Source organism: Haladaptatus marinus, from assembly GCF_051194195.1.
The window spans coordinates 259,408-282,138 of record NZ_JBLZNK010000005.1 but is presented as its reverse complement, the minus strand read 5'-3'; the positions used below and the strand labels follow the sequence as shown (position 1 = coordinate 282,138).

At 52.6% G+C, this 22,731-nt stretch carries 28 protein-coding genes and 1 pseudogene; 14 read left to right on the top strand and 15 right to left on the bottom strand.

Features of this window, described 5'->3' with window-relative positions; translation table 11 throughout:
* Positions 1-79: 79 nt before the first annotated feature.
* Entirely contained in the window at positions 80-721 is a 642-nt protein-coding gene (locus tag ACN2TU_RS18700; RefSeq protein WP_435157477.1) for a dienelactone hydrolase family protein, read from the bottom strand.
* 235 nt (positions 722-956) lie between these two features.
* On the opposite strand from ACN2TU_RS18700, the gene ACN2TU_RS18695 reads away from it, so the two are divergent.
* Positions 957-1,223 carry a HalOD1 output domain-containing protein gene (locus ACN2TU_RS18695; RefSeq protein ID WP_435157475.1) on the top strand — a complete coding sequence of 89 codons (267 nt, stop codon included), beginning with the start codon at positions 957-959 and terminating at the stop codon, positions 1,221-1,223.
* A 468-nt stretch (positions 1,224-1,691) separates the two neighbouring features.
* Here ACN2TU_RS18695 and ACN2TU_RS18690 read toward each other — a convergent pair whose 3' ends face one another.
* Together ACN2TU_RS18690 and ACN2TU_RS18685 are read right to left on the bottom strand one after the other, a co-directional pair.
* Positions 1,692-1,919, bottom strand: coding sequence for a DUF7521 family protein (locus ACN2TU_RS18690; protein WP_435157830.1), 228 nt, complete (start codon positions 1,917-1,919; stop codon positions 1,692-1,694).
* A 35-nt stretch (positions 1,920-1,954) separates the two neighbouring features.
* Positions 1,955-2,305, bottom strand: coding sequence for an ArsR/SmtB family transcription factor (locus tag ACN2TU_RS18685; RefSeq protein ID WP_435157473.1), 351 nt, complete (start codon positions 2,303-2,305; stop codon positions 1,955-1,957).
* 106 nt (positions 2,306-2,411) lie between these two features.
* Between ACN2TU_RS18685 and ACN2TU_RS18680 the strand changes: the two genes are divergently transcribed.
* From ACN2TU_RS18680 to ACN2TU_RS18665, 4 genes are all read left to right on the top strand, one after another.
* Positions 2,412-3,272: a DsbA family protein gene (locus tag ACN2TU_RS18680; RefSeq protein ID WP_435157471.1), complete on the top strand. Its 861-nt coding sequence runs from the start codon at positions 2,412-2,414 to the stop codon at positions 3,270-3,272.
* Positions 3,269-3,805, top strand: a complete 537-nt coding sequence (locus tag ACN2TU_RS18675) for a hypothetical protein (protein WP_435157469.1) — start codon at positions 3,269-3,271, stop codon at positions 3,803-3,805. The genes ACN2TU_RS18680 and ACN2TU_RS18675 overlap by 4 nt, the downstream gene beginning before the upstream one ends.
* Before the next feature lie 81 nt (positions 3,806-3,886).
* Entirely contained in the window at positions 3,887-4,693 is an 807-nt protein-coding gene (locus ACN2TU_RS18670; protein ID WP_435157468.1) for a DsbA family protein, read from the top strand.
* Positions 4,694-4,717: 24 nt separating this feature from the next.
* Complete coding sequence (locus tag ACN2TU_RS18665) at positions 4,718-4,843, top strand: CcmD family protein (RefSeq protein WP_435157467.1); 126 nt, start codon at positions 4,718-4,720, stop codon at positions 4,841-4,843.
* Between the two features lie 122 nt (positions 4,844-4,965).
* Here the strand turns inward: ACN2TU_RS18665 and trxA are convergent, their stop codons facing one another.
* From trxA to ACN2TU_RS18620, 9 genes are all read right to left on the bottom strand, one after another.
* Positions 4,966-5,325: a thioredoxin gene (gene trxA / locus ACN2TU_RS18660; RefSeq protein ID WP_435157829.1), complete on the bottom strand. Its 360-nt coding sequence runs from the start codon at positions 5,323-5,325 to the stop codon at positions 4,966-4,968.
* A 285-nt stretch (positions 5,326-5,610) separates the two neighbouring features.
* Positions 5,611-6,012: a helix-turn-helix domain-containing protein gene (locus ACN2TU_RS18655; RefSeq protein WP_435157466.1), complete on the bottom strand. Its 402-nt coding sequence runs from the start codon at positions 6,010-6,012 to the stop codon at positions 5,611-5,613.
* A gap of 144 nt (positions 6,013-6,156) precedes the next feature.
* Entirely contained in the window at positions 6,157-7,434 is a 1,278-nt protein-coding gene (locus ACN2TU_RS18650) for an MFS transporter (protein ID WP_435157465.1), read from the bottom strand.
* 20 nt (positions 7,435-7,454) lie between these two features.
* Positions 7,455-8,576: an MBL fold metallo-hydrolase gene (locus ACN2TU_RS18645; RefSeq protein WP_435157463.1), complete on the bottom strand. Its 1,122-nt coding sequence runs from the start codon at positions 8,574-8,576 to the stop codon at positions 7,455-7,457.
* 392 nt (positions 8,577-8,968) lie between these two features.
* A complete protein-coding gene (locus ACN2TU_RS18640) occupies positions 8,969-9,979 on the bottom strand; it encodes a sulfite exporter TauE/SafE family protein (protein ID WP_435157461.1) in 1,011 nt (336 codons plus the stop codon).
* Complete coding sequence (locus tag ACN2TU_RS18635) at positions 9,979-10,131, bottom strand: DUF7512 family protein (RefSeq protein ID WP_435157459.1); 153 nt, start codon at positions 10,129-10,131, stop codon at positions 9,979-9,981. Before ACN2TU_RS18635 ends, ACN2TU_RS18640 begins: the two co-directional genes overlap by 1 nt.
* A 93-nt stretch (positions 10,132-10,224) precedes the next feature.
* On the bottom strand, positions 10,225-10,695 hold the full coding sequence (locus ACN2TU_RS18630; protein WP_435157458.1) for a DUF6691 family protein: 471 nt from the start codon (positions 10,693-10,695) through the stop codon (positions 10,225-10,227).
* The gene (locus tag ACN2TU_RS18625; protein WP_435157457.1) at positions 10,692-11,189 is read right to left on the bottom strand and encodes a YeeE/YedE family protein; all 498 of its coding nucleotides are present in this window, start codon (positions 11,187-11,189) and stop codon (positions 10,692-10,694) included. Before ACN2TU_RS18625 ends, ACN2TU_RS18630 begins: the two co-directional genes overlap by 4 nt.
* Positions 11,186-12,376 carry an MBL fold metallo-hydrolase gene (locus ACN2TU_RS18620; protein ID WP_435157455.1) on the bottom strand — a complete coding sequence of 397 codons (1,191 nt, stop codon included), beginning with the start codon at positions 12,374-12,376 and terminating at the stop codon, positions 11,186-11,188. The genes ACN2TU_RS18625 and ACN2TU_RS18620 overlap by 4 nt, the downstream gene beginning before the upstream one ends.
* A 198-nt stretch (positions 12,377-12,574) precedes the next feature.
* Between ACN2TU_RS18620 and ACN2TU_RS18615 the strand changes: the two genes are divergently transcribed.
* From ACN2TU_RS18615 to ACN2TU_RS18605, 3 genes are read left to right on the top strand one after another with little or no spacing between them, the layout of a single operon-like run.
* Positions 12,575-12,817, top strand: a complete 243-nt coding sequence (locus ACN2TU_RS18615) for a sulfurtransferase TusA family protein (protein ID WP_435157453.1) — start codon at positions 12,575-12,577, stop codon at positions 12,815-12,817.
* Positions 12,818-12,823: 6 nt separating this feature from the next.
* Positions 12,824-13,207: a DsrE family protein gene (locus ACN2TU_RS18610; protein WP_435157452.1), complete on the top strand. Its 384-nt coding sequence runs from the start codon at positions 12,824-12,826 to the stop codon at positions 13,205-13,207.
* Positions 13,208-13,209: 2 nt separating this feature from the next.
* Entirely contained in the window at positions 13,210-13,770 is a 561-nt protein-coding gene (locus tag ACN2TU_RS18605; protein WP_435157451.1) for a DsrE/DsrF/DrsH-like family protein, read from the top strand.
* 231 nt (positions 13,771-14,001) lie between these two features.
* Here ACN2TU_RS18605 and fdhF read toward each other — a convergent pair whose 3' ends face one another.
* Entirely contained in the window at positions 14,002-16,056 is a 2,055-nt protein-coding gene (gene fdhF, locus ACN2TU_RS18600) for a formate dehydrogenase subunit alpha (RefSeq protein ID WP_435157450.1), read from the bottom strand.
* A gap of 310 nt (positions 16,057-16,366) precedes the next feature.
* Between fdhF and ACN2TU_RS18595 the strand changes: the two genes are divergently transcribed.
* The 4 genes from ACN2TU_RS18595 to ACN2TU_RS18580 all read left to right on the top strand — a co-directional run bounded on the left by ACN2TU_RS18595 (position 16,367) and on the right by ACN2TU_RS18580 (position 20,679).
* A complete protein-coding gene (locus ACN2TU_RS18595) occupies positions 16,367-16,960 on the top strand; it encodes a DUF998 domain-containing protein (RefSeq protein ID WP_435157449.1) in 594 nt (197 codons plus the stop codon).
* Between the two features lie 235 nt (positions 16,961-17,195).
* Complete coding sequence (locus tag ACN2TU_RS18590; protein WP_435157448.1) at positions 17,196-17,858, top strand: DUF998 domain-containing protein; 663 nt, start codon at positions 17,196-17,198, stop codon at positions 17,856-17,858.
* Complete coding sequence (locus tag ACN2TU_RS18585; protein WP_435157447.1) at positions 17,855-18,721, top strand: DUF6920 family protein; 867 nt, start codon at positions 17,855-17,857, stop codon at positions 18,719-18,721. Before ACN2TU_RS18590 ends, ACN2TU_RS18585 begins: the two co-directional genes overlap by 4 nt.
* 479 nt (positions 18,722-19,200) lie before the next feature.
* Positions 19,201-20,679, top strand: a complete 1,479-nt coding sequence (locus ACN2TU_RS18580) for an AMP phosphorylase (RefSeq protein ID WP_435157446.1) — start codon at positions 19,201-19,203, stop codon at positions 20,677-20,679.
* A gap of 95 nt (positions 20,680-20,774) precedes the next feature.
* On the opposite strand, the gene ACN2TU_RS18575 is transcribed toward ACN2TU_RS18580, so the two are convergent.
* Positions 20,775-21,080, bottom strand: a complete 306-nt coding sequence (locus ACN2TU_RS18575; RefSeq protein ID WP_435157445.1) for a VIT1/CCC1 transporter family protein — start codon at positions 21,078-21,080, stop codon at positions 20,775-20,777.
* A 147-nt stretch (positions 21,081-21,227) separates the two neighbouring features.
* On the opposite strand from ACN2TU_RS18575, the gene ACN2TU_RS18570 reads away from it, so the two are divergent.
* Positions 21,228-21,665 carry a pyridoxamine 5'-phosphate oxidase family protein gene (locus ACN2TU_RS18570; protein ID WP_435157444.1) on the top strand — a complete coding sequence of 146 codons (438 nt, stop codon included), beginning with the start codon at positions 21,228-21,230 and terminating at the stop codon, positions 21,663-21,665.
* A gap of 61 nt (positions 21,666-21,726) precedes the next feature.
* Positions 21,727-22,140 (top strand): annotated as a pseudogene (locus ACN2TU_RS18565) (nitric-oxide reductase large subunit); the annotation flags it as partial.
* Positions 22,141-22,178: 38 nt separating this feature from the next.
* Here the strand turns inward: ACN2TU_RS18565 and ACN2TU_RS18560 are convergent.
* Positions 22,179-22,628 (bottom strand): pyridoxamine 5'-phosphate oxidase family protein, encoded by a 450-nt coding sequence (locus ACN2TU_RS18560; protein ID WP_435157443.1) that lies wholly within the window; start codon positions 22,626-22,628, stop codon positions 22,179-22,181.
* Between the last annotated feature and the right edge of the window lie 103 nt (positions 22,629-22,731).

The window sequence follows — 22,731 nt, the reverse complement described above, 5'->3', positions numbered from 1 at the left end:
CTTGACACTCACAAAAATCTTCCGATGGGCTCGATGAGTGACCGGATGTTCGTGTTCAGTTAATTGGTTGTAGAATTCGTTAGCTAAGGTGGATCTCGAACCAGTCGGCGGCCAATTCCGCGACATGTTCGAGCGCACCCGGTTCTGCGAATAGGTGCCCTGCCCCTTCGATGATTTCGAGATTCTTCTCACATTGAAGCCTCTCGTATGCCTCGCGATTGAGATCGAGTACCTGATAATCCCGTCCCCCTATGAGAAACAGCGTGGGAGCCGCTACCTGATCTAAAACGTCTGTTGCCAAGTCGACGCGCCCGCCACGCGAGACGACCGCATCTGCAGTCGGGCCGATTTGTCCTGCCGCTCGAAGTGCGGAAGCTGCACCCGTACTCGATCCGAAGTACCCGTACTGGAGGTTCTTGGTTGCATTCTCCTGTTCAAGCCACTCGGTCACCTTAGTCAGGCGTTCAGTCAGCAATGGGATGTCGAATCGAGTCTCGTAGGTCATATCCTCTTCCTCTGTGAGCAAATCAAAGAGTAGCGTTCCTACCCCTCGTTCACGGATGACTGAAGCGACGTAGTTGTTCCGTGGGCTCTTCCTGCTGCTTCCGCTCCCATGGGAGAATACGACGAGTCCGGTTGCACCCTCCGGAACGATGAGTTCCCCCTCGAGTTCGACTCCGTCCACGGGAATTTCTACTAATTGGTGTATTGAATCGCTCATCGCCCTTCCTAGTATGTGCGGTGGTAGCGTATATCTTCTCTATGACGACGTAAAAGAACCGTCGGATATGTTTTCAAAAGTCAATATTTACTCCTTAGCGACGGGAAAAAATGCTCGACACTCGGCGCTGGTTCGAGGTACCCACGTAATCGTATATATCCAGTTATAGCCCTGTCACGCGGTACTCTAAGTATATAGAAGATGATCCCAGGCCGTCAGAGGTACTAAGGGCAGTATGAATCAAACAAGCGAACAACAGGACAGGAGTTGGCCGTTTCATGCAGTCCTGAAAGCTCTCGGGATAGTATACGGTGTAGACTGGGACGACCTCCCAATGCCGCTGTATGACGCACTCGACCCCGATGCGCTCATCGTTTTGTTCGAGTCATCGACCGACGAAATTTCCGTGTCCTTCGATTACGATGGCCGCGACGTGGAAATCCGCTCAGATAAGACTGTCGCGGTCGACGGTACCGTCGTTGAACCGGGAGGAGGCGATTAGTCCGATGTCGTGGTCAAAGAGAACCTCCACCATCCGTGAACTGTACGAGGAATTTCAGCTCGGAGCAACGACTGTGTCCATGATCTCGGATCCGGAGAATCCCAATGCCTGGATTCAATCGGACGTGTCACAGGCCATCGATCCCTGAGCCATTATTTACTGAATCGGTATAATGGCCAAGACCTATCCAAGAAGTGCTTACTAGGGGAACTCAGGGAGTCTACCAAGCGTGTAAGGCTGGTAAACACGTACCCGACTCCCCAGTTCATGATCTACCAAAAATTCACATTTTACTATACAAAATAACACACGTTTTCCTTCACAAGTAATGTAGCACCTCTCTCGTTCGTGTTCTTGAGTACACGCACATCCTTTACTGGTTCTTCAAAAGCACTGTGTATTAAGCAACGGACTGTTTACTTCACAAATTGGGGTAACTATAGGTTTTAGTTGATTGTGCGAAAACCGTCATCGGTATAGTGAGTATAGTACACAGACCATCCCGACCGCGACCAATACAGTTTGGGCAGCGCCGAACGTAGCGGGCGAAATATGTAGTGACTGTATTAGCGAACAACCCATCGTCCCACCTACGGTAAGAAAAATAAAGCCAATCGCGACGAAGAGCATTGGCTCACTTTGATTACGACGGTAGCCCCGAAAGCCTTGGTAGGCAATGAGGAGTCCAAGTGCCATTACAAGTAGCTTCCCCACGAACAGTTCAATGCGCATTATCGATCCCCCCTCATTTCTTCCCACACCTGCGTAAATCGGTCGGCAGTATCACGCTCGGTGACGCGTACAGTAAGATCACCGTCAACGATATCAACCTCGACATGCTCGACGGTGGCTTCGTAAACTGCCCGATGATTACCATCTGCCTCCAACTGCGTCCGTTTTTCGACTAAATTCTCTTTTTCAAGATCATTTAACCGGCGGTATATGGTCGGGAGCGACGCATCGCATTCAGTGCTAAGAGTCTGGGCTGACATCGGTTGTTTACTTGTTTTGGTGAGGATCGCACGGGCGTAATCATCATCCAGCAAACTAAACAAGTCGGCTGGATTCAGGTCCTCACTCACACACGGATTTGGGATGGACGTTATTTAAAGAATGTCCAGTGTTTTCCAACCCAGAAAATGAGCAGGTAGGTTATGACCTCTCCGGGTCTCGCTTGAGATAACGATCATGTCTGACAGTACCGATGAAAATGGCCGCAGAGCATTCCTTGGGGCTGCTGGGATATTGCTCACGGGACTAGCAGGCTGTACGAGTACCAATACCGGTAATGACGAGGAAAATACAACAAAGCGAAACACTACCACGGATAGCACGAGGACTACAACCAATACGTACTCTGAAACGACTGAGACACAGACGACAACCGAAACCAGTACGCAAGAGGATACAACTAGCACTAGCGTCTCTAAACCGCAATCGTTGGTGTATGCGAGCACTGAAACAACCGACTTTGGGATCAACCTGAAGGATAACCCTCTTATGGGCTCACCCGATGCGCCCGTAGATCTCTACTACTGGAGTGACTATCAGTGCCCATTTTGCAATCGATTCGAGCAAGATACCTTCCCAAAACTCCTTGAAGAGTATATTAAACCAGGAAAAGTACGTCTTGTCATTCTCGAATACGTAACCATTGGAGACGCCTCAAAGACAGCGGCTCGAATGTCGAAATGTGTGTGGCGACAGGTACAGGAAAAGGATCCAGACGCATTCAAACGCTGGCATGCCTCGATATTCGACGCGCAAAAGAAACCAAACTCGGGGTGGGCAACAAAGCAAAATCTGCTCGAGATCACAGCAGGCGTGAAAGGCGTTGATGCTAGCGCAGTCGAGTCATATTTGGAAAAAAACAACCAGTCTTTGGCAGCAAGCGTTGCTATGGACAAACAAGCCGGAAAGAACCAGGGCGTGAATGTAACACCGACGTTTATTTTTGACAACTCTACATCGAACGGTATGCCTTCGTCCATTCAAGGTGCACAGCCATATCCCCGCTTTGAAGCAACGATTAAAGAGGTAATGGAATGAACGAACAAGCTCGAGTCCGTCGATGGGGTGCGGATCTACAGAGCGCACTTGCATATCCAATAACCTCGATTTCGCGAGTTATCAGTGCCATCCTCATTGCAATTGTGACTTATGTTTTTCTGATACTTTCGACCTTTCCGGAGATGTCGATACAAATGCTCGGTTCGGGATTGCAGTGGTTCGATGACACGATGATTCTGTTGACTGAAAATGTATTGGCGACCAATGGGTGGTTCGGTCTCGCCCTTATAATCTCGTACGCAGTGCTAACTGGTGTTGCCATAGTCAACATCGTAGCGCAATTAAGCGTGACTGACATATCCAGCCTACCCGATTTGATAGGAGTACTACCGGGGCTAATTGCATCGGGGTGTGCCAGTTGCGGTGCTGGATTGCTTGGGTTCCTTGGGTTTGCTGGTGCCATGGCCGCAATGCCGTTCCATGGTGATTTACTCAGGGTTGGTGGTATCATTCTCCTCCTTGCATTCCTTGCCCGTGCAGGCGACCCTCGTGAATGTGGACTCAACATATAAAAGGTTCCACAATGCACCACTCTTCGCACAAACGAACTCATAGAAATCAGCGTCTAATCCAGAAAACAATCGAACGGCACTATGAAACAGGAGCAGGCGAGAGGGACTACAATGCGTGATGCTAACGGGCCAAGATCCCGGCGTCTATTTCTTGGAACCGTGGCTGGATCCCTATCTACGATAGCTGGCTGCACGAGCATTCTGCAATCGTCCAGCAACGATTCAGATACCGGGAGCAACACCACCAGTAGGCACAGTTCAAACGGCAACGGAACCTCGCTGCTGTACGCGACAGAGAAGACAACAAAATTCGGTATCGATTTGCAAGGTAATCCAGTTATCGGGTCGTCGGATGCACCACTCGATATGTACTATTGGAGTGACTATCAGTGCCCATTTTGCCAAAAATTCGAACAAAATACGCTTCCCAAACTCCTCGACAACTATGTGAAGCCAGGAAACGTCAGAATCGTGGTGCTTGAGAAACCCTACATTGGCCAAGCATCAGAAACGGCAGCTCGGATGGCAAAATGTGTATGGCGGACAGTACGTGACAGGAAACCTGATGCATTCAAACGATGGCATTCGACAATGTTTGACAAACAAGGAAAGGAAAACTCCGGTTGGGCCCAGCGGTCTAATCTATTGGAGATAACAGATAGAGTTCAGGGCGTTGATGCTACTGTGGTTGAATCTTGTATGAAAAAGAATAGAGATGCTGTGATTGCAAGTATCGATGCCGATATAAAGACATCTGAAAAGAATGGTATTCGAGGAACACCTGCTTTCATTATCTTTGATCGTGAGTCGACGAAAGCAGGCAAACTTGTTGGCGCACAGCCGTATTCACTCTTTAAAAAATCATTAAGGAAGATCAATAATGCATGAAATCAATTGTATGTAACACTCGATATGGAACCACTACTCATGGCTGGCTACACGGTGCTATTCGTGGCCCTATTCGGCTATATTGCGTATCTTCAGCGTCGGATGATACGGCTATCACGAAGAGTTACGGACTTTTACAAATTGAGTTGAAATCTAAAATAAATAGTCTAATTATGCCTCCCACATTATCTAGATACAGGTAAAAGAATCGCCGTTCTGGAATATCCCTTCTCTCGTACTAAAATGACAGTTGGATCGAAACCCGTCTCGAATTAGTTGGTGTGAGATTCGATCAGCGAGCGGAGTTGTTCTTCGGACTGGACGCCGACGATTTTCTCGACTTGCTCACCATCGGCAAACAAGACGAGTGTCGGGACGCCACGGACACCAAACGAGTTGGCGAGTTGCGGATTGGTGTCGACGTCGACCTTCGCGACAGTCGCGTCGGTGTCGGAAGCCAACCTTTTGACGATGGGTTCGAGCATTCGGCACGGGCCACACCAGTCGGCGTAGAAATCCGCAAGGATGACGTCACCGTTAGCGACGAACTCATCTAGCTCTGCCGTACCGTTAATTCGTACCGGCTTGTCGGGGGAAGTAGCACTCGTATCGGATGGCATTTCAGTGGTCATCATCGGTAGTACGCGCCGATAGTAGTTAATAGTTTTGGGAATAGTGTACAATACTTGCTGTCGAGACTAATTGTTCGGTGCGGTAGTGTCGATTGACGCGACAAACGGTAGTCGGATGGCGTCCGCCATTTTTCGATGTGCACCGTCCTCCAAACGGTAGAAGGCGTGCTATTTAGGAGCATTCTGTTCAGGATTTCTCGGTCACAGCCGAGATGGACGAGTGAATACTCCGCGATGGAAAATTGTTGAAGAGAACCGGTTGATTCGACTGTTCGGCATTGTTGGTTATCCTTCAAGAGGTGATGACTCACTGGTCTGTTCGTACTTCATCTCGAACTCCTGGATGAGTTGGCCCATCTTGGCGTACCATTCGTTGAGCATCCGCTGCATGTTCCTCGTAATCTCTACAGAATCAGTCGGTAAGTATACGTGATAGTAGCCACCGTGGTCATAATTGACCTGTTCTTTCTGGATAACACCGGTTTGAAGCAGGCGCTGGACAGCGCGGTAGGCAGTCGAGCGTTCCCGGTCAACCTCCTTGGCAATCTCATCAACCGTCAGTGGCTTCTCCGCGTTCACGAGAACTTGGAAGCACTCCGCATCGAGTTCCTTGAGACCGTGGAAACAGTCGAATAACCCCTCACACTCCATGTCCTGCTGAAGTTGTTCGGACATCGAATTCGGCATCGGTATCACCCCTAGGTAGGGGTTGCGTTGTTAAAAGAATTGTGTATGGTTCACACAATTCTACGCCACTCTCATTTGCAGCGGTGCCGCTGGATTACGTGATTCCGCGTCGGTTCGAACGTTGTGATCACCTCATAAAGACTTTCAGCCTTCATCTATCGAACTCGCAGTTCGAGATTTGGTGGTCTCCCCCGTGGTGCGTTCGGGATGGGTTTCTTGCATCCAAGCAAACGCAATGCCGCCAGACACAAACATAGCGGCGGCAACACCATAGAAGGCAGCCTGAATCGAGACGAAATCTGCTGTCACGCCAATGAGAATCGCCCCGACTCCGTAGCCTGCGTCGCGCCACATTCGATACACACCGAGACCGGTCGCTCGCCATGACGGATGGGCAGCGTCGCCAACGATCGTAATCAAATTCGGGTAAAGCAGTGCCATTCCAAGGCCTGTCACACCGGCGCTCAATAGCCAGAGCCAGTACCCCTCGATCAATACTGTCGAAAGGACACCGATCCCAGCGACAAACATCCCGATGATAACGGGAGGTCGTCGCCCGACGTCATCCGCCAGTTTCCCGGTATAGAGTTGGAGAATGCCCCAGACACCACCATAGACACCGACGATGACTCCGACTTCTACAATCGTTAATCCGGCAGTCGTTAGGTAGAGCGGGTATGCGATCCAGACGAGCGCGTCGACGAATTTCTCGACACTCCCCGCCTGAGACGCCGCGAACAACGTTTTATCGCCCCACGTAGTGCGTTTCAGTATCGACCAAAATGATAGTTCGGCGGTTGTATCGTTGACCGCGTCTTTGGCTTCTGTCTCCGCATAGGGGAGTGTCTCTTCGATCAAGAAGAGCGAAATAATGAGTGCGACCACAATGACTCCCGAGAGGAAGTAGAATGGTGTGGGACGAAGTCCGTACTGTGCGGCGATGACGCCCGTGAGCCACGTCCCAACGGCGACGCCACCGTACCCGAAAGCTTCGTCTAGCCCGACAGCGAAGCCGCGTACGTCACTTCCGGCAAGGTCGATCTTCGCGTTCACGCTCATACTCCACGTCAGGCCCTGATTTATTCCGAGGAGAACGTTGCCGATCGAGATCCACCACCAGTTCGGTGCATAGATGAGGATGACGGGAATCGGCAGTGCGACGAGCCACCCGGCAATAAGGATCGGTTTGCGGCCATACGATTCCGACCACTTCCCACCATAAAGGTTGAGCAACGCCTTGACGAAACCAAAGCTCACCACGAACGAACCGATGACGAGCATCGATTCGACACCGAGAACGTCCCGGCCGAGAACCGGCACGACGTTTCGCTCGGCTCCGATGGTCAACCCGACGGCGAACACGGTAACCAACTGGAGCGCAAATTGCGACCAGTTTCGTCGAATACCCTGTGTGTATGACATCCTAAACCCGTCCGAGGTCGTTAGTTCGCGGCGCAGTTATTCGGGCCGAGTTCCAGCGACTCGACGTCACCGTCTGGCTGTTTTTTACCCCAATTGATCTGTTTTATCTCGTTGTAGTTCGCAGGTTCGTCGGCGAGACTTTCGACAATAGTTTCGACGAACGCACTCTCATCGTCGTCTTCGACGTAGCTGAGGAGCTCGTTGATCGAATTCGCTTGAAGCTCACCGAGTTGAGTCGCGAGCGGTCGCACGTCCTCGTCACTGAAGTGGCCCGGAAGGACGACCGTCTCGTCGTCGAGGTCGGTTAGGTCGTCGAGACTGTCGAACAGTCGGCTCGCAGCTGTACGGACAGCATCCTCGGAGCTGTCCTCGAGGTCGGGACGACCGACGCTCCGGAGGAATAGCGTGTCCCCGGAGAGCAGGACGTCTCCATACTCGAAGGAAACACTGCCGGGCGTGTGTCCGGGTGTGTGATGGACGTCGAGTTTGCGGTCGCCGACCTGGATCGTATCGCCGTCCGCAATCTCGGTTACGCCGTCGAGCTCGCCGGTGTCTTCGTCATGGAGATAGTAGGGAACGTCTAGTTCACCAGCGAGACGACGTGCACCAGAAACGTGGTCTGCGTGGGCGTGGGTGTCGGTGACACCGACGATGTTGAGGTCGCGGTCGTCGGCTATCTGCAAGTATTCATCGACGTACTGCGTCGGATCAACGACGACAGCCTCGTCGCCGTCGTGGACGAGGTACGAGATACAGCCCGTTCCCGGACGGACGATCTGAACGACGCCATCGGCCGCGTCGATGTGGTATTGGCGGTGGACGCGTCCCCAGCCGTTCATGCCGTCGTCGATAGATTCGGCGTCGTAGCCGTGTTTGCGGAGGAACTCGGCGGCGCGTGCGGACGTGACGCCAGCAACACAGACGACGGCTATCTCTTCGTCCTCCGGGAGTTCATCGAGGTGATTTTCCAGCGTGGAGTAGTCGTACTTCAGGAGTTCGTCGTAAATCGGCAGGTTCCTGCTGTCGGGAATCTGCCACTCCTCGTAATCCTCCTCTCGCCGGACGTCGAGAACAAAGAGGGTCTCGTCATCGTTCTGAACCTGCTGTGCAACTTCCGACGGAGCATAGTTGGTATTGCTCATTACATACAACACTATGGTCTGCCCCTTCTTATATTCGTTGGATTCGAACGAGGGTTATCAGACGTCTTCCTTTCTAAAGACTCCACTCGTATCCATTCTGTGGCTATGAAATCGGATACATGGGGATATTGTGATGCCACTCAAAAGTTCGTATGTTGTGTTTGACGATTTTGGGACTATTTCACTATATACTCAATACTGGCAGTAGTGATTGGTAACATATACGATGCGACGAGGTCGAACGGACTTGAAAAATCTGAATCTAATGTAGTGCTGTTCTAAAAAATGGTTCCTGTGGCCTCACGTTCGGCGTGGCGGTTCTGTTTCAGACGTGGAACGCCATCGGGCGGGCTGAACAGGTCGAGCGGTTCGGGGCGTGACTTCGAGGTGGTTTACGTCGTCGTCGTCGTCAGCTGGCACAACCTCCCGGTGCTATCGTTCCGCAGTCGACAGACGGCTGCGAGGACGACCGCACCGCTGACGAGAATCGCAGCACCGAAGATGAGCACCATACTCACCGTGTTGAGCACGTCGATTCCATACGCTGTACCGAGTTTCTTGGCAGCGACGGCAAGACTTCCTGCGAGTAGCATTGCGGCAAAGTACCCCTTGATTTCATCGTCATCGACGAGTTTCGTCGCCCCTGCACCAACACGGGCACCGAGCGCGCTTCCCGCGAGCAGTGCTCCGACGACGGGCAACGCCACCGACCCAGCCTGTGCGTAGACGAACGCACCGAACGCGCCGGAGATCGTAATTTGGAGGATGTCCGTCCCGACTGCGATCGCGGCTGGGACACCGAGCCCGTACATCATCGCGGGCATCAGCAAGAATCCTCCGCCGACGCCAAGGAATCCGGATAATACGCCGATGCTGAGTCCGATTGCGAAGATGATAGTCGCGGACACACGGATGTTACCGCGTAGTGTTACCATCGGTGGAATGTGGATCGACTGGACGCGGTCAGCGAGTTCAAGGCTATCCGTATCGTCAGTGTCATCCCCGCTCGTCCACGCGTCGCGCAGGGTGAGTAAGCCAACCAGGGCGAGGAGGCCGACATACGCAACGCTGATGATGAGGTCGGACATCCCGGTTGCCTCGAGGTAGAAGACGACGCGTTTCCCGCCCTCGATACCGATCGTCATCGCTACTGTCATGATGGCTGCCAGCTTGTAGTCGACCTGTCCGTGGTTACGGTGACGGAGTGCACCGATGACGCTCGTCCCGAAGACGAACGCCAAACCACTCCCGACTGCAACCGTCGATGGATAGCCCATGACGAGCAATGCGGGCGTGACGAGGAACGACCCGCCCATTCCAAAGAACCCGAACAGGGTTCCAATGAGTAGCCCGAACCCGACGAACACGCTGATCAGCATGAGGCTCATCCCGAACATTTCCATCACTGCTCACCTCCGACCATATCGAGGACGGTCGTACCAGCAACACTGCTGAATGCACCGTAGCCAACATACAACGCGATTGCCTCCGTGAGGACGAGTCCCACTGTGACCACTGCGTGTGCGGAACTGCTCAGTGTTTCGAGTCCAAACATATTATTTGCACTCCTCGATATTGCTCGACTCATTCATCACTATACAATACTCCTGTCGTACGTTTGTCAATGGATGTTGTTGGAACATGTTGTTCAGTTAGTGGATGTGTCGCTCGTGACGTTAGCGTCGTCCGTGCGATACGAGCGTACGAATCCCTGAGCGTAGGCACCGAGAAACATCCCAGCGATCGCCCAGAGGATGGGGTAGTTACCGATCCCGAAGCTGGCGTAGGCGGCACCTGGACAGATGCCGGAGAGACCCCACCCGACGCCGAATATTGCACCGCCGAGTAGGACGTTTCGGTCGAACTCCTTGAAGCGGCGAGTGTACTCACGGGCGGTCAGCGGCGCACGGTTGAGGTATCGTGTCGCGACCGCGAACGTGATTCCGGTGACGGCTGCCGCACCTCCCATCACGAAGAGGAGGCCAAAGTCGTTGAACTGGAGGAAGTCCAGAACGATCTCGGGCTTTGCCATCCCGCTGACGGCGAGGCCGAAGCCAAACACAAGCCCGCCGATGTATATAACCGGGAGGACGAGCCGATTGCGTTCGACGCCGCTCATGGTGACACCCCCAATGCTTGTACGAGTTGGGCAGTCCCGATAGCGACCGTGATGAAAGTCATAACGCTCACCAACGACGTGTTCGACATCGAGCCGACTCCACAAACGCCGTGCCCGGACGTGCATCCTTTTCCGAGGCGGGTACCGACTCCAACGAGGAAGCCACCGCCGAGCAGCCGCCACCACTGGACATCGGTCGTCCAGATTCCGGGATGGAACACGAGTCCGTAGACTACCGCACCACTGACGATACCCGCGGTGAACACGACTCGCCAACTCCTCGATGTGATGTACTCGAAGCGGTTGAACCGTGGGACATCAGAGACGTACGAGAGTGTGGACTCAAGGAACGTGCTAGCTCCCGCGATGATTCCCGTCGCCAGGTAGATAATCGCTGCGCCCAGCCCGACGAGTAGGCCACCGAGGAGGTACGGTGTTACTCCCCGTGGGAAGAGCTCGCCGAGTACGAGCGGCGGTGTAAGGGCGTCAATCATTCGTTGGTTAACGCTTCTCCACTGGCGGCACAGTTGTTCGGCCCGAGTTCTAACTCGAACGCTTCCTGTTCGTCCGGTGCCTGCTGGCCGAGATTAGCGGCGATGATGTCCTCGTAGTTTGCCGGATGCGGCGGCATGTCCGCGACGATGAATTCAACGAACTCGTCTTCATCCATCGTGAGCGCGTCCATACGCTCCGTGAGGTCGCCCAATTTCGCTGTGTACGTGCCATCGTCGTTCGGCGTTGCGGCGTCGCTAAAGTGTGCAGGTGCGATAACCGTCTCATCGGGCAGCGAGAGAACCTTCTCGGTGAGACTCTCGTAAAGTGTGCGTGCGGCGTCCTTCGCCGCCTCGGGGTCTTCGAGGTCAGGGCGGGCGACGCTCTCCGTAAAGAGACCGTCACCGGTCAACAGGATGTCGTTAATTCTGTATGCGGTCATCCCGCTGGTGTGGCCGGGGGTGTGGATGACTTCTATCTCCACGTCACCGAGGGTGAGACGCTCGTCGTCCGCGACTGTCTCGTAGGGTTCATCGTACTCGACCCCACGCGCCGCGGCCGCTTCGGGAAGCACTGTCGTGGCGTCGGTACGGGTGGCGACAGTACGGATTCCCGAGATGTGGTCGGCGTGGATGTGTGTGTCCAGCGCATACTTCAGTTCACCTCCGAGCGTACGTACATCCTGGATATACTCGTCGGCGAACGCACGGAGTGGGTCAACAACAGCAGCCTCGCCATCGGAGACGACGAGATAGGCAAGACAGCCGCTCGACGGCCTCCGGTACTGTGCGATGGTTGTCTCGTCGTTCACATCGAGTTCCGCGTACTCGTAGATACGTGCCCAGCCCTTCATGCCGTGCTCGAGGTGTTCCGCGTCGTACCCCTCCTTTTCGAGTTGCTCTGCGATCATCTCGCTCGAACCCCCCTTCGCGCAGAGAACGGTAATACGCTGGTCCTTCGGGAGCTCGTCGTGGAGATCCGTCGGAATCCCATCGAGCAGTTCGAAGTACGGGTAGTTCACGATGTCGACAGACTCCCCGTTAATATGCCATTCCTCAAAGTCACCTTCCGAACGCGTGTCGAGGATGAATACGTTCTCACCGGCATCGATGTGCTCTTTCAAGCCCGTTGGTGTGATCGATGCAACCGGTTTGTCGGTGGTGGAGTTTTCCACTTTCGTCATTGTCATTCTCATCTACCGTCCGCTACCAAATAAATGTTCGGATAGTAGTTACAATACTACACAATACTAGTCCCGGAGAGCTGGCTCAAAAGCTGTTTTATGCGTATATGGGGTTGTAATCGGATATGGTAGTGTATGGGCTGGACAATACAAACGACACATTTTTAAATCGCGGTACCAGTATTGGATATTGAAGGCAATACTATGACAGAGTACGAAACCACTGAAACACTCGACGTGAAGGGTCAAAACTGCCCGATGCCCGTCGTCAAGACCAAACAGTCCATCGACCAACTCGACCAAGGGGCCATCCTCGAAGTCCTCGCCACCGACCCGGGGAGCATGAGCGACCTCAGCGGTTGGGCTGACACAACCGATGGCGTGGAACTTCTCGACCAAATCGAGGGAGAGGACGTGTACAAACACTACGTCCGCAAAACGGAGTGAATCACTATGGAGAAGATAGGAATTATTGTCGACAACGACAATCCGAAAAGTCTTGCAATGGCGATGAATCTCGGACACACAGCCCTTGCGTCGGACACCGAGGTGTTCGTCTATTTCACCTTCGACGGATTGACACATCTCCTCGAAGGTGAAAAGGATGTCACCGAAATCCAAACGCTGCTCGATGCGGGGATGCCGAACCCCTACGACCTGCTCGTGGCGTTCGTCGCCGACGGCGGTGACCTCGTCACGACAGTCGCTTGCACGACGACCCTCGACATGCTCGAGTGGGATAAAGACGCGATAGACGAGGCCGTCACCACTAAATTCGCGGGCGCGGCGACGTTCCTCGAAGAAGTCGAAGATGCGAATCAGGTGTTCACGTTCTAGCAATGAGTACTGACACACCGAACACGACCGGTGACGCACCCTCTCGAGCCGAACTCGAGGCGCGTGTCGAAGAGTTGGAAAACCAGCTCACCCAGGAGGATAGCCAACCGAAGATGTCCATCATCGCTACGAAGGGTACACTCGACATGGCGTATCCGCCGCTCATCCTCGCGAGCACTGCCGCCGCGTTCGGGTACGAGGTCACGGTCTTTCACACCTTCTGGGGGCTCGATATCCTTCACGAGGAGCGCTCGAAGCAGTTGAAGCTGAGTGCCGTCGGGAACCCGAGTATGCCCATGCCGAACGTCGTCGGTACGCTCCCCGGGATGGATCGATTGACGACCGCGATGATGGAGAAGAAAATCGACGACAACGACACGGCGACCATCGAAGAACTCATCCAGACTTCGCTCGATATGGGCGTGGAATTTCAGGCGTGCCAGATGACCATCGATCTGATGGACTACGATGAGGACGACTTCTATGATGGGGTCACTACTGGCGTTGGAGCGGCTACCGCAATACAGGACATGGCAGACGCTGATATACAACTCCTCATCTGACCGACTACTTTCCTCGTGTTTATCCACACTCCGAGTGACTGCATCGCTGGCTCGTATATACGAGAGTAACCATGTCTATCCTCGATCCCGTATTCCTTGGCTTTGTACTTAACGTGATGTTGGATTTCCTTACACGCCCGCTGTTTGGGGTTTCTATAATTTTAACATATTACGTCTGGAAATCGGAAGAGCGTTGAACGTACTTGGTGACCTGGTTTTCCTTATTACCATTCACGAATCTGTCACGAGAGTAACGCGAGTGGCGGTGTGTTTGTACTCCGGAATCTTCGCAACCGAATCGAGTTCGTCCGGCACTAGTGTATTGATAAGCGGGTCAGCGTAATGGAACGTCGCAAATACAGTTCCTCGGCGAATAGCTGGTGTGACATCTACTTGAATAGTTACGCTACCACGATCGTTCTCAACCTGAACAGTATCGCCATCGCTAATTCCGCGATCGAAAGCGTCGTCCGGGTGGATTTGTAGAACGTCCTCGCTTCGCATTCGCATCAATACCCCCGATCGGCGGGTAACTGCGCCACTGTTGAAGTGCTGAAGGACGCGACCGGTTGTAAGAACTAGTTCATCGTCGTCGATGGAGTCGACGGGGTTGACGTGTTCAATTGGAACCAACGTCGCCCTTTCGTCTCCAGACTCGTACTCATCCACGTGGAGAATGCCAACACCAGACGAGGCGTCTTTCGGATACGGCCATCGTTGGCTCGCAGTGCCGATGCCGTCGTAGGTCATTCCGGCGTAGATCGGTGAGACACGCGTGATCTCCTCGAAGACAGCAGCCGGTTCGTCGTAGTTGAATTCGAGGTCGGTGAGCCGTGACCCGAGTTCGCGAATGATATCAAGGTCGCGTCGCGCATTTCCCGGCAGGTCGGCATTCGTCCGCATCCGCATCACCTGTCGATCGGTGTTTGTCACGGTGCCGGCTTTCTCCGCCCACGTGCTCCCAGGGAGCACGACATCAGCGTACTCGGCGGTCTCCGTGCGAAAGATGTCGTGAACAACGAGGAACTCAAGGGAATCGAACGCGTCGGCGACGCGATTGGCGTTCGGTTCGGTAACGATCGGGTTTTCCCCGAACACGTACGCTCCACGGATATCGTCACCGAAGCGGTGCGTCAGTTCGACCTCCGTCAGCCCGGGCGTCGATGGCGGTTCCACGCCCCATTCGTCTGCGATCCGTGCTCGCGCCTCGTCGTCGAGAACCGACTGGTAGCCCGGCAGTACATCTGGGAGGGCACCGACGTCGCTTGCTCCTTGGACGTTGTTCTGTCCTCGCAACGGGTTCACGCCTACTCCGGGTTTGCCGATGTTTCCGGTCAACAGGGCGAGATTCAACAGCGCGTGAACGTTATCCGTTCCACAATGGTGCTGGCTCATTCCCATTCCTGTAATAATAGCTGCACGCTCGGCTTCTCCGTAGAGGTGCGCCGCTCGGCGTAGATCATCAGCATCGACTCCCGAAAGAGCTGCATTCTCTTCGATATCAACCTCTTCGAGAAATGAACGAAACTCATCGAAACCGCTTGTTCGGTCGTGCACGAATGCCTCATCGTGGAGCCCCTCATCTACGATTGTCGCGGCGATGCTATTGAGTAATGGAATATCGTAGCCAGGACGTACTGGAAGGTGCAGGGAGGCGGGTCTAGTGGTGTCATTCTGTCTCGGATCGATGTGTACGAGGTCGGTTCCATTCCGAATTGCAGGTAACAGGTACGAACGAAAGATAATCGGATGCTGTTCGGCCGGGTTAGCACCAATAATAAAGTACACATCGGCATCTTTGAGATCTTCGAGCGTGTTTGTCATTGCACCGAGACCGAAGCGAGCTTGCATCGCGGCTACCGTCGAGGAGTGACATAGCCGAGCGCAGTTGTCAATATTGTTTGTCCCGAGTAATCTGGCGACTTTCTGGAGAAGATAGTTCTCTTCATTTGTACAGTTCGAAGAAGCGAAAAAAGCCAATGCGTCGGCACCGTCCTCGTGGAGAAAAGTAGAATATGCTTCAACGATTCGTCGAAACGCTTCCTTCCACGACGATTTGACGAGTCGTCCGCCGTCACGTACGAGCGGTTCTGTCAGGCGTTCGTCGTCGTCAACAGCGTCGAATGCTGCTGCACCTTTTGGACAGATTTCACCACGTCGGTTTACCGGGGCGGGCCAGCCTCTTGCGGTTCCTGAACTCGGGTGATACTCAATCCCACATCCGACACCGCAAAACGGGCAGACGCTTGGCTGTGATCGAAACGATCGTTTCTCGGAATCGGTCATGGTTATTATACTGGTTGGCCGCGACTATTGTTCTATGTGGAAATTTACGAGGAGCTTGCGACAGCAGTTGACGTCGTTTTTCTCATATTTTTGCTCTCACTATCTCCGAACAGACACAGAAAGTTAAGATAATATAAAAATTTTTACATTATTAAGGCTGTCAGAAGAATGTTATTATCCGATTATTATTTGGGGGAATAATATTATTTGGCAGAGTGGTTTTCTCCACACTGGTGTTGCCTATCACTGTACATACAGAGTTAGTTCATAGTAGCTATTCAGTGAGACAGCGTCTATGAGGGATGAACGTATGCGCACGGGAATTGGCATAGCCGTCTGCCTTTTGGCCTCTGCTCTCGCGCTCGCAGTTGCACCTCTCTTCATGCCGAAGGGGTACTCCTGGATCACCCATACGACTAGTGAGTCTGCCGCTCAAGGTGTCGCGGTAGCGTGGGTGGCACGACTCGGATTTCTTCTGTTTGGACTGGGTGTCATCTGGTTAGTAGCTGAGCGGCGTTCTGTTTGGGGACGGTGGGGGGCTGTGTTCCACGCTGGATTCGGCGTCTTCATGATCGCTGCAGCCGTATTCTCCACGAAATCATGGGATGTGGCCATGACTTATGATCCAATTGAGGACGTATTTCACTCGATTGCTGCCACGTTAATCGGATTCTGTTTTACATTTGGTGTTCTAGCAATCATTCTACGACGGCGAAAAGCACATCTGGAAATTCGCTGGCTTGATTTAGTCGCTCTCAGTGCAACAGTAGTTATGCCGGTCTCCATGATGGTACTGAACAACTTCGCTGGTGTATTCCAACGAATAATGTTCCTTGTGGCGTATGTTTGGTATCTTCGAGAGGTAAATCCACTCTTGACCACTTCTAATAATACCTCAGAATAGTATAACCGATGAACAATGCGGCTCTTGTAGGATACAGGAGGCTGTTTGAGGAGCAAACAACACTCGAACAGGGTTCTCGGTATTGTGATCTTCGTTACTGATTAATAAACAAAATGTGTCTGAAAATGCAGTACTGTTACTAGTAACCACCTCGTGAGACTCTACCATTATGAAAAGGATACAGCAAAAGTAATCACTCACCTATTTTATCAGGTTGATTGTTGTGTTGGATGCCATGAATGACGACCGAGATCGAGAGAGGTCATCCGCGGTCGGACTTGCTGACGCGTCAGTAGCAGGTGTAAGTATGATCCTTGCTGGTGGAATCGCATTTATGGGAATAATCACGGGAGAAGTTCTTTACCCAGATTACTCAACGCGACAAGACATCAGCGACCTCGGGTCTACTCAACCACCGAATCCAATCATACACCAGCCATCTGCGACCATTTTTAATAGTACGATGTTGGTGACGGGAGCCCTCCTTCTGATAGCGACCTACTTCATTCATCGAGCATGGGGCCGTCGTATTCTAACCGTCCCATTGGCAGTGTTCGGAATTGGGGTGTTTGGTGTTGGAGTATTTCCTGGCAATATCACTCCTTGGCACGGCCTCTTTGCACTCCTCACATTCTTCAGCGGCGGAATCACCGTCGTTCTTTCCTCTCGGGTAGTTACTCGTCCATTCTCATATCTTTGTGTCTTGTTTGGTGGTGTGTCCTTGTTGGTTCTCGCGAGTGTCTTCTTCTATGGTCTCGTCCTTAGGGAACCGAGTCCGCTAGCAGTTCTTGGATCCGGTGGTGTCGAACGGTGGGTGGCATATCCACTTCTCCTCTGGGTTCCAACATTTGGAGGATATCTATTAGGTGACGGCCATTCGGAATTACAGACACAATGAAACGCAATACTGCAGTCAAGGTGCTTGGTGTCTCACTCATCAGCACCAGTGCCATCATTCTTGCAAGTAAGTGCCAATTTGAGAATACTGTCAATAACTGGGTTGACGAATTACGGAAGACGGCAAGTCCGATACGAGACCAAGTCTTCGCAGGAGATAATCTAAAAGAATTGCCTGTTCCAGTTCAACGATACTTCGACAATGTACTGACAGAGGGACAACCATACGTTGATTTCGTTTACTTACGACAGCGGGGTGAGTTCCGGCTAGGCGAGGCGAAAGATTCGTGGAAACCTTTTGAAGCAACGCAGCACTTCACAGTGAATCCGCCTGGATTCGTCTGGGATGCTCACATCGAAATGTTTCCGTTCATCTCAGCCCGGGCTCTCGATATGTACCAACAAGGCGAAGGTACCTTGCGCGCAAAAGTCATGTCCACAGTGCCTGTTGCAAAGGCAGGACCAAATCCAAAGATGAACTCTGGAGAACTGCTCCGGTACTTGGCCGAGAGCGTTTGGTTCCCAACTGCCCTTCTACCCAGTCAGGGTGTAAAATGGGAAGCAATAGGTCAGCAATCTGCCCGAGCGACCATTGAAGACGCGGGGGCCAACGCATCCCTCGTGTTCCATTTCAATGATCAGAACGAGGTCGAGAAAGTACATACAGACCATCGGTATCGACAGGAGGATCGCTCATACCAACCTTGGACTGGATACTTTGACAATTATCAGGTTAGAAATGGACTACGCATCCCACTTGACGCTGAGGTAGAATGGAACTTGCCGAACAAAGACGTAACCTACTGGCGAGCAAGCATTGAGGAAATCGATCACAAAAGAGCTAACGAGAGAACCAACCATTAGCGAATCAGAGAAAGACAGTGCTTGGAACAGAATACTGAACTCGTCAACTTCTGTAAGAATCGGGCAAGGAGCGTATTAGTCAAGGTCACCTCCCTTGAGGCTCTCGAACATCGAGTGAAAAGCTCGTAGAATCACTGACACAGACGGACACCGCTTGTGCTGTATGGATGGCTACTTAGGAGGGAACAGCGGTCGTAACAGGTGCGGCAAGTGGAAGCAGCCCAGTGATAGCAAATCGGTACGCCAAAGAAGGATCGGACATTGTCGTTGCGAACATTCGAGAAGATCCTCGTGAAGATGGGCCAGTTACACATGAACAGATGGTCGATTCAATCGGGAATAACAGAAGAACGAGGTTCTGTCGCGTAACTATTCCCCGCGAGTACTCCAAACAAGCACTCGCTTTCCACAGCCTGGTGTTTACAAACTGATCTTCGACGAGAGTGTCGTTCTATTATGGCCGAGGCTGAATAGTTCGTATGGAATTTACCACCGAGGAGATAGATATCGGGACACAAACACCGACAGTGCTGCTCAATTCGACCGATGCAAGCGAGTTGGGTGTCCATCCACTCGATCGGATTTGGATTCGACATGGCGACCGCGTTATCACCGGAATTGTAGAGATCACGGATGAACTCGTCCATTCGGGAGTACTCGGTGTAACACAGCCACTGGGACATATCACAGGAGACGTAGAGGTGTCGATTGCGCCGCGACCTGACTCCGTTGCGTACCTGACGAAGAAACTCAACGATATCGAACTCGAGATGAACGAGATCGATGCCATCGTTCGTGATATCAATCAAGATCGCTTGAACGATGTCGAGTTGAGCGCGTTCGTCTCTGGTGTCTACGCCAACGGCCTCTCTCGTGAAGAGATGATGTGTCTCACGACCTGCATGGTGAACGTCGGCGAGACTATCGAGTGGGGAGGCGGTTCGATCGTCGACAAACACTCGATCGGGGGTGTCGCTGGCAACCGCGTTACGCCGATTGTGGTTCCCATTGTCGCTGCAGCGGGACTCACAATCCCAAAGACGTCTTCCCGTGCGGTGACCTCCGCAGCGGGTACTGCAGATACGATGGAGGTATTCTGTGACGTCGAGTTCTCCGTTAAAGAAATCAAAGCGATTGTCGATGAGACAAATGGTTGCATGGTCTGGGGTGGTGCTGTGAACCTGTCGCCCGTCGACGACAAAATCATTCGTGCGGAGACGCCGCTTTCGCTCGATCCACCAGGGCAGGTCATCGCATCCGTTCTCTCCAAAAAGAAGAGCGCCGGAGCAACACACGTTGTCATCGATATTCCCTACGGAGAGGGAGCAAAAGTAGAGAGTCTTCCCGAAGCACGCGAGATGGCCGAAGATTTCAGTCGCGTTGGGAAGAATCTCGGGCTGAAAATCGATTGCGCGATTACTCGAGGAGAACAACCGATTGGACGTGGGATTGGACCAGTCCTCGAAGCTCGTGACGTGCTCTCCGTACTGGAGGGTGCTGGCCCTCGGAACCTTCGGGTGAAAAGTGAGCGCCTCGCGCAAGTACTCCTTGACGCTGCGGGTGTCGATAAAACAGCAGCAGACCTCATCGAAACCGGGCAGGCAGACTCGAAATTCCGAGAGATCATCAGCACCCAGAACGGTGATCCGGACATCTCTTTGGAAAGTCTCGATCCAGGGACGTACGATTCGAGGATCCCAGCCAATCAAAACGGGGTCGTTACGCACATCGACAATCGACAGGTAAACGAACTCGCGCGACGAGCAGGTGCTCCGAAAGACCTACAGGCGGGCGTCTCGCTCCACTGCCGGGTCGGTGATGAACTGCAAAGCGGTGACGATCTGTTCACGATTTACGCGGAGAAAGAAGAGAAACTGGAGCAGGCACTATTGTTCGTTGACGATGAGAAGCCCGTTCGCGTCCTCCCACCCAATGAAGCGTTGATAGAGCAGATGTGAATGTCCGTCATCAAGAAATCATCCGATTGAGGTCATCTATCCACGACTGACCACCTGAACGAGATAAACAGTAGAACCCACGTTGCCCCTCGCTTCTAGAACTCAACTGCGAGAAGATATGGGAGGAGCAGCGTCCACCCAGTGAGCACAAATGCCAGAAACGTAGTCACAGCAGTGAATATTGGCGGCCGACCTTCCTTGACACCGTGTTCGGATCGCTCGTATTCGAGCGTTGAGGGTTGACTGAGATAGTTACTTGCACCCATCGAGAATCCATCGGCGAGCAGGTTCGTGGTTCCGAGAATCAGTACAATAGCAAGATAGAGTGCAGCACCGGCAACGCCGGGGACGAAGGCAAAGGTCGTAATGATTCCGTCGTTGGCACCGTAGATGACTACCACGATATCATCCCCGAATAATTGATCTATCAAAGTGCAAAAATCCGTCTATCGGAGTGGTTCGGATCAGCCTTCGGCGAAAAAGACCATATTTGCGTATGTATCATAATCAACCATATCTTTTTCCACTACTAGGTGGTTGTTCATCGTATGGGGGATATCACAACCATCCAGATGGACGAGGAAGAACGAAACGAGTTTCTCATGACTGGAGGAACTGGCGTTATTTCGTTCTCGGCTGGCACCGAAGAATCACCGTACACACTACCGGTATCGTACGGATATGACGCGACTTCCACCCGCTTTTACTTCAGACTCGCTTCCGGCCCAAACAGCAAGAAAGAAGAGGTGATCGATCGTCCTATCTCGTTCGTCACGTATGACAAGACGGAAGAGGGGTGGTGTAGCGTCGGCGTTACAGGACGACTGAAAGAAGTGGCGGAAGCTGACATCGACTCGGACATCGTGCAAGGAATACGGCACGTCGACATTCCGATCGTCGACGTGTTCGATCGCCATCCAAGGGAGGTTTCATTCCGCTTTTTCCACCTGGATCCCGACCAACTGACGAGTCGGAAAGAGCCATAAACTGAGGCCTAAGAACTCTTTGGAATAATACTCAAATATGCACCCTCGGATAACCTCGATGATCTCGTCTACCGAGCAAAACAGTGTCGACAGTCTCGTCCGTGACGATCTCGACGAGTCGTTTGAGTGAGGAACAGAAACGGTACAGTACTCGGCTGCAGAGGCATACGCCCACCAGCAAGTGCGCGACATCTACGTCGATCGTTATCATAATGGTGCTCTCAACCGCGGCGTTCCAGCCAACTTCATCGACTCCGAGGAAGACGCACGGCAGTTCGCGGATTTCGCTCTCTGGACTGCATGAATCTCTCACACTGACCGACCCGGCAGCGATCACAGATTTACGAACGAATGGCCGTACAAACCCGCAGCAGGGAATATGCCGACCGGATCAACGATGATTTGGAGCGTCATCAGCATGGTGCTTCTCATCGCGGCTGTTGGCATCGGCGTCTTCCTCTACAAGTCCGTCGAACCTAATAGAATGAGGGAATAATGTCCTATCCACTCGGTTCAGGGTTGGGATTTGACTTCCTTCCGTCCTGCTACTGTATCCGGGACAAGGCGGAAGTGACGGAATGAGATGTTCTCCGGCGGTTGATCGAATATGTCAACCATCGGAATCTGGATCGACCACATTCGTTGGATCGCGGCCGAATTATATGGCATGTCCGTTACTTCCTCTAAGTGGCCAGTTGCGACGACGCTTCGGTATTTCTCGTCTACCTGATCATATGTGACGAAGGCGACGGGATTATCAATGAAATCCTCTTTCCCACTCTCTGGAGGGAAGGAAAGACGGTAGTAGAAGGTCGCGGAATCTGCATCGTACCCATACGACACCGGGATTGTGAACGGTGGATCAGTGGCCTCCGTTGTAAACGAAATAATGCCCGTGCCACCCCTTCCGAGGAACTCGCTCAGTTCTTCTTCGGTCATTTGCACCCAGCGAAGGTCTTGCATAGTGAACGATACGGGTCGACAATAGAAAACAAATCGGTCATCTTTACAGGAATATTTCAAATGATGCATCTCACCCATCTTTGGAAGTTCTAACTGACGAGAA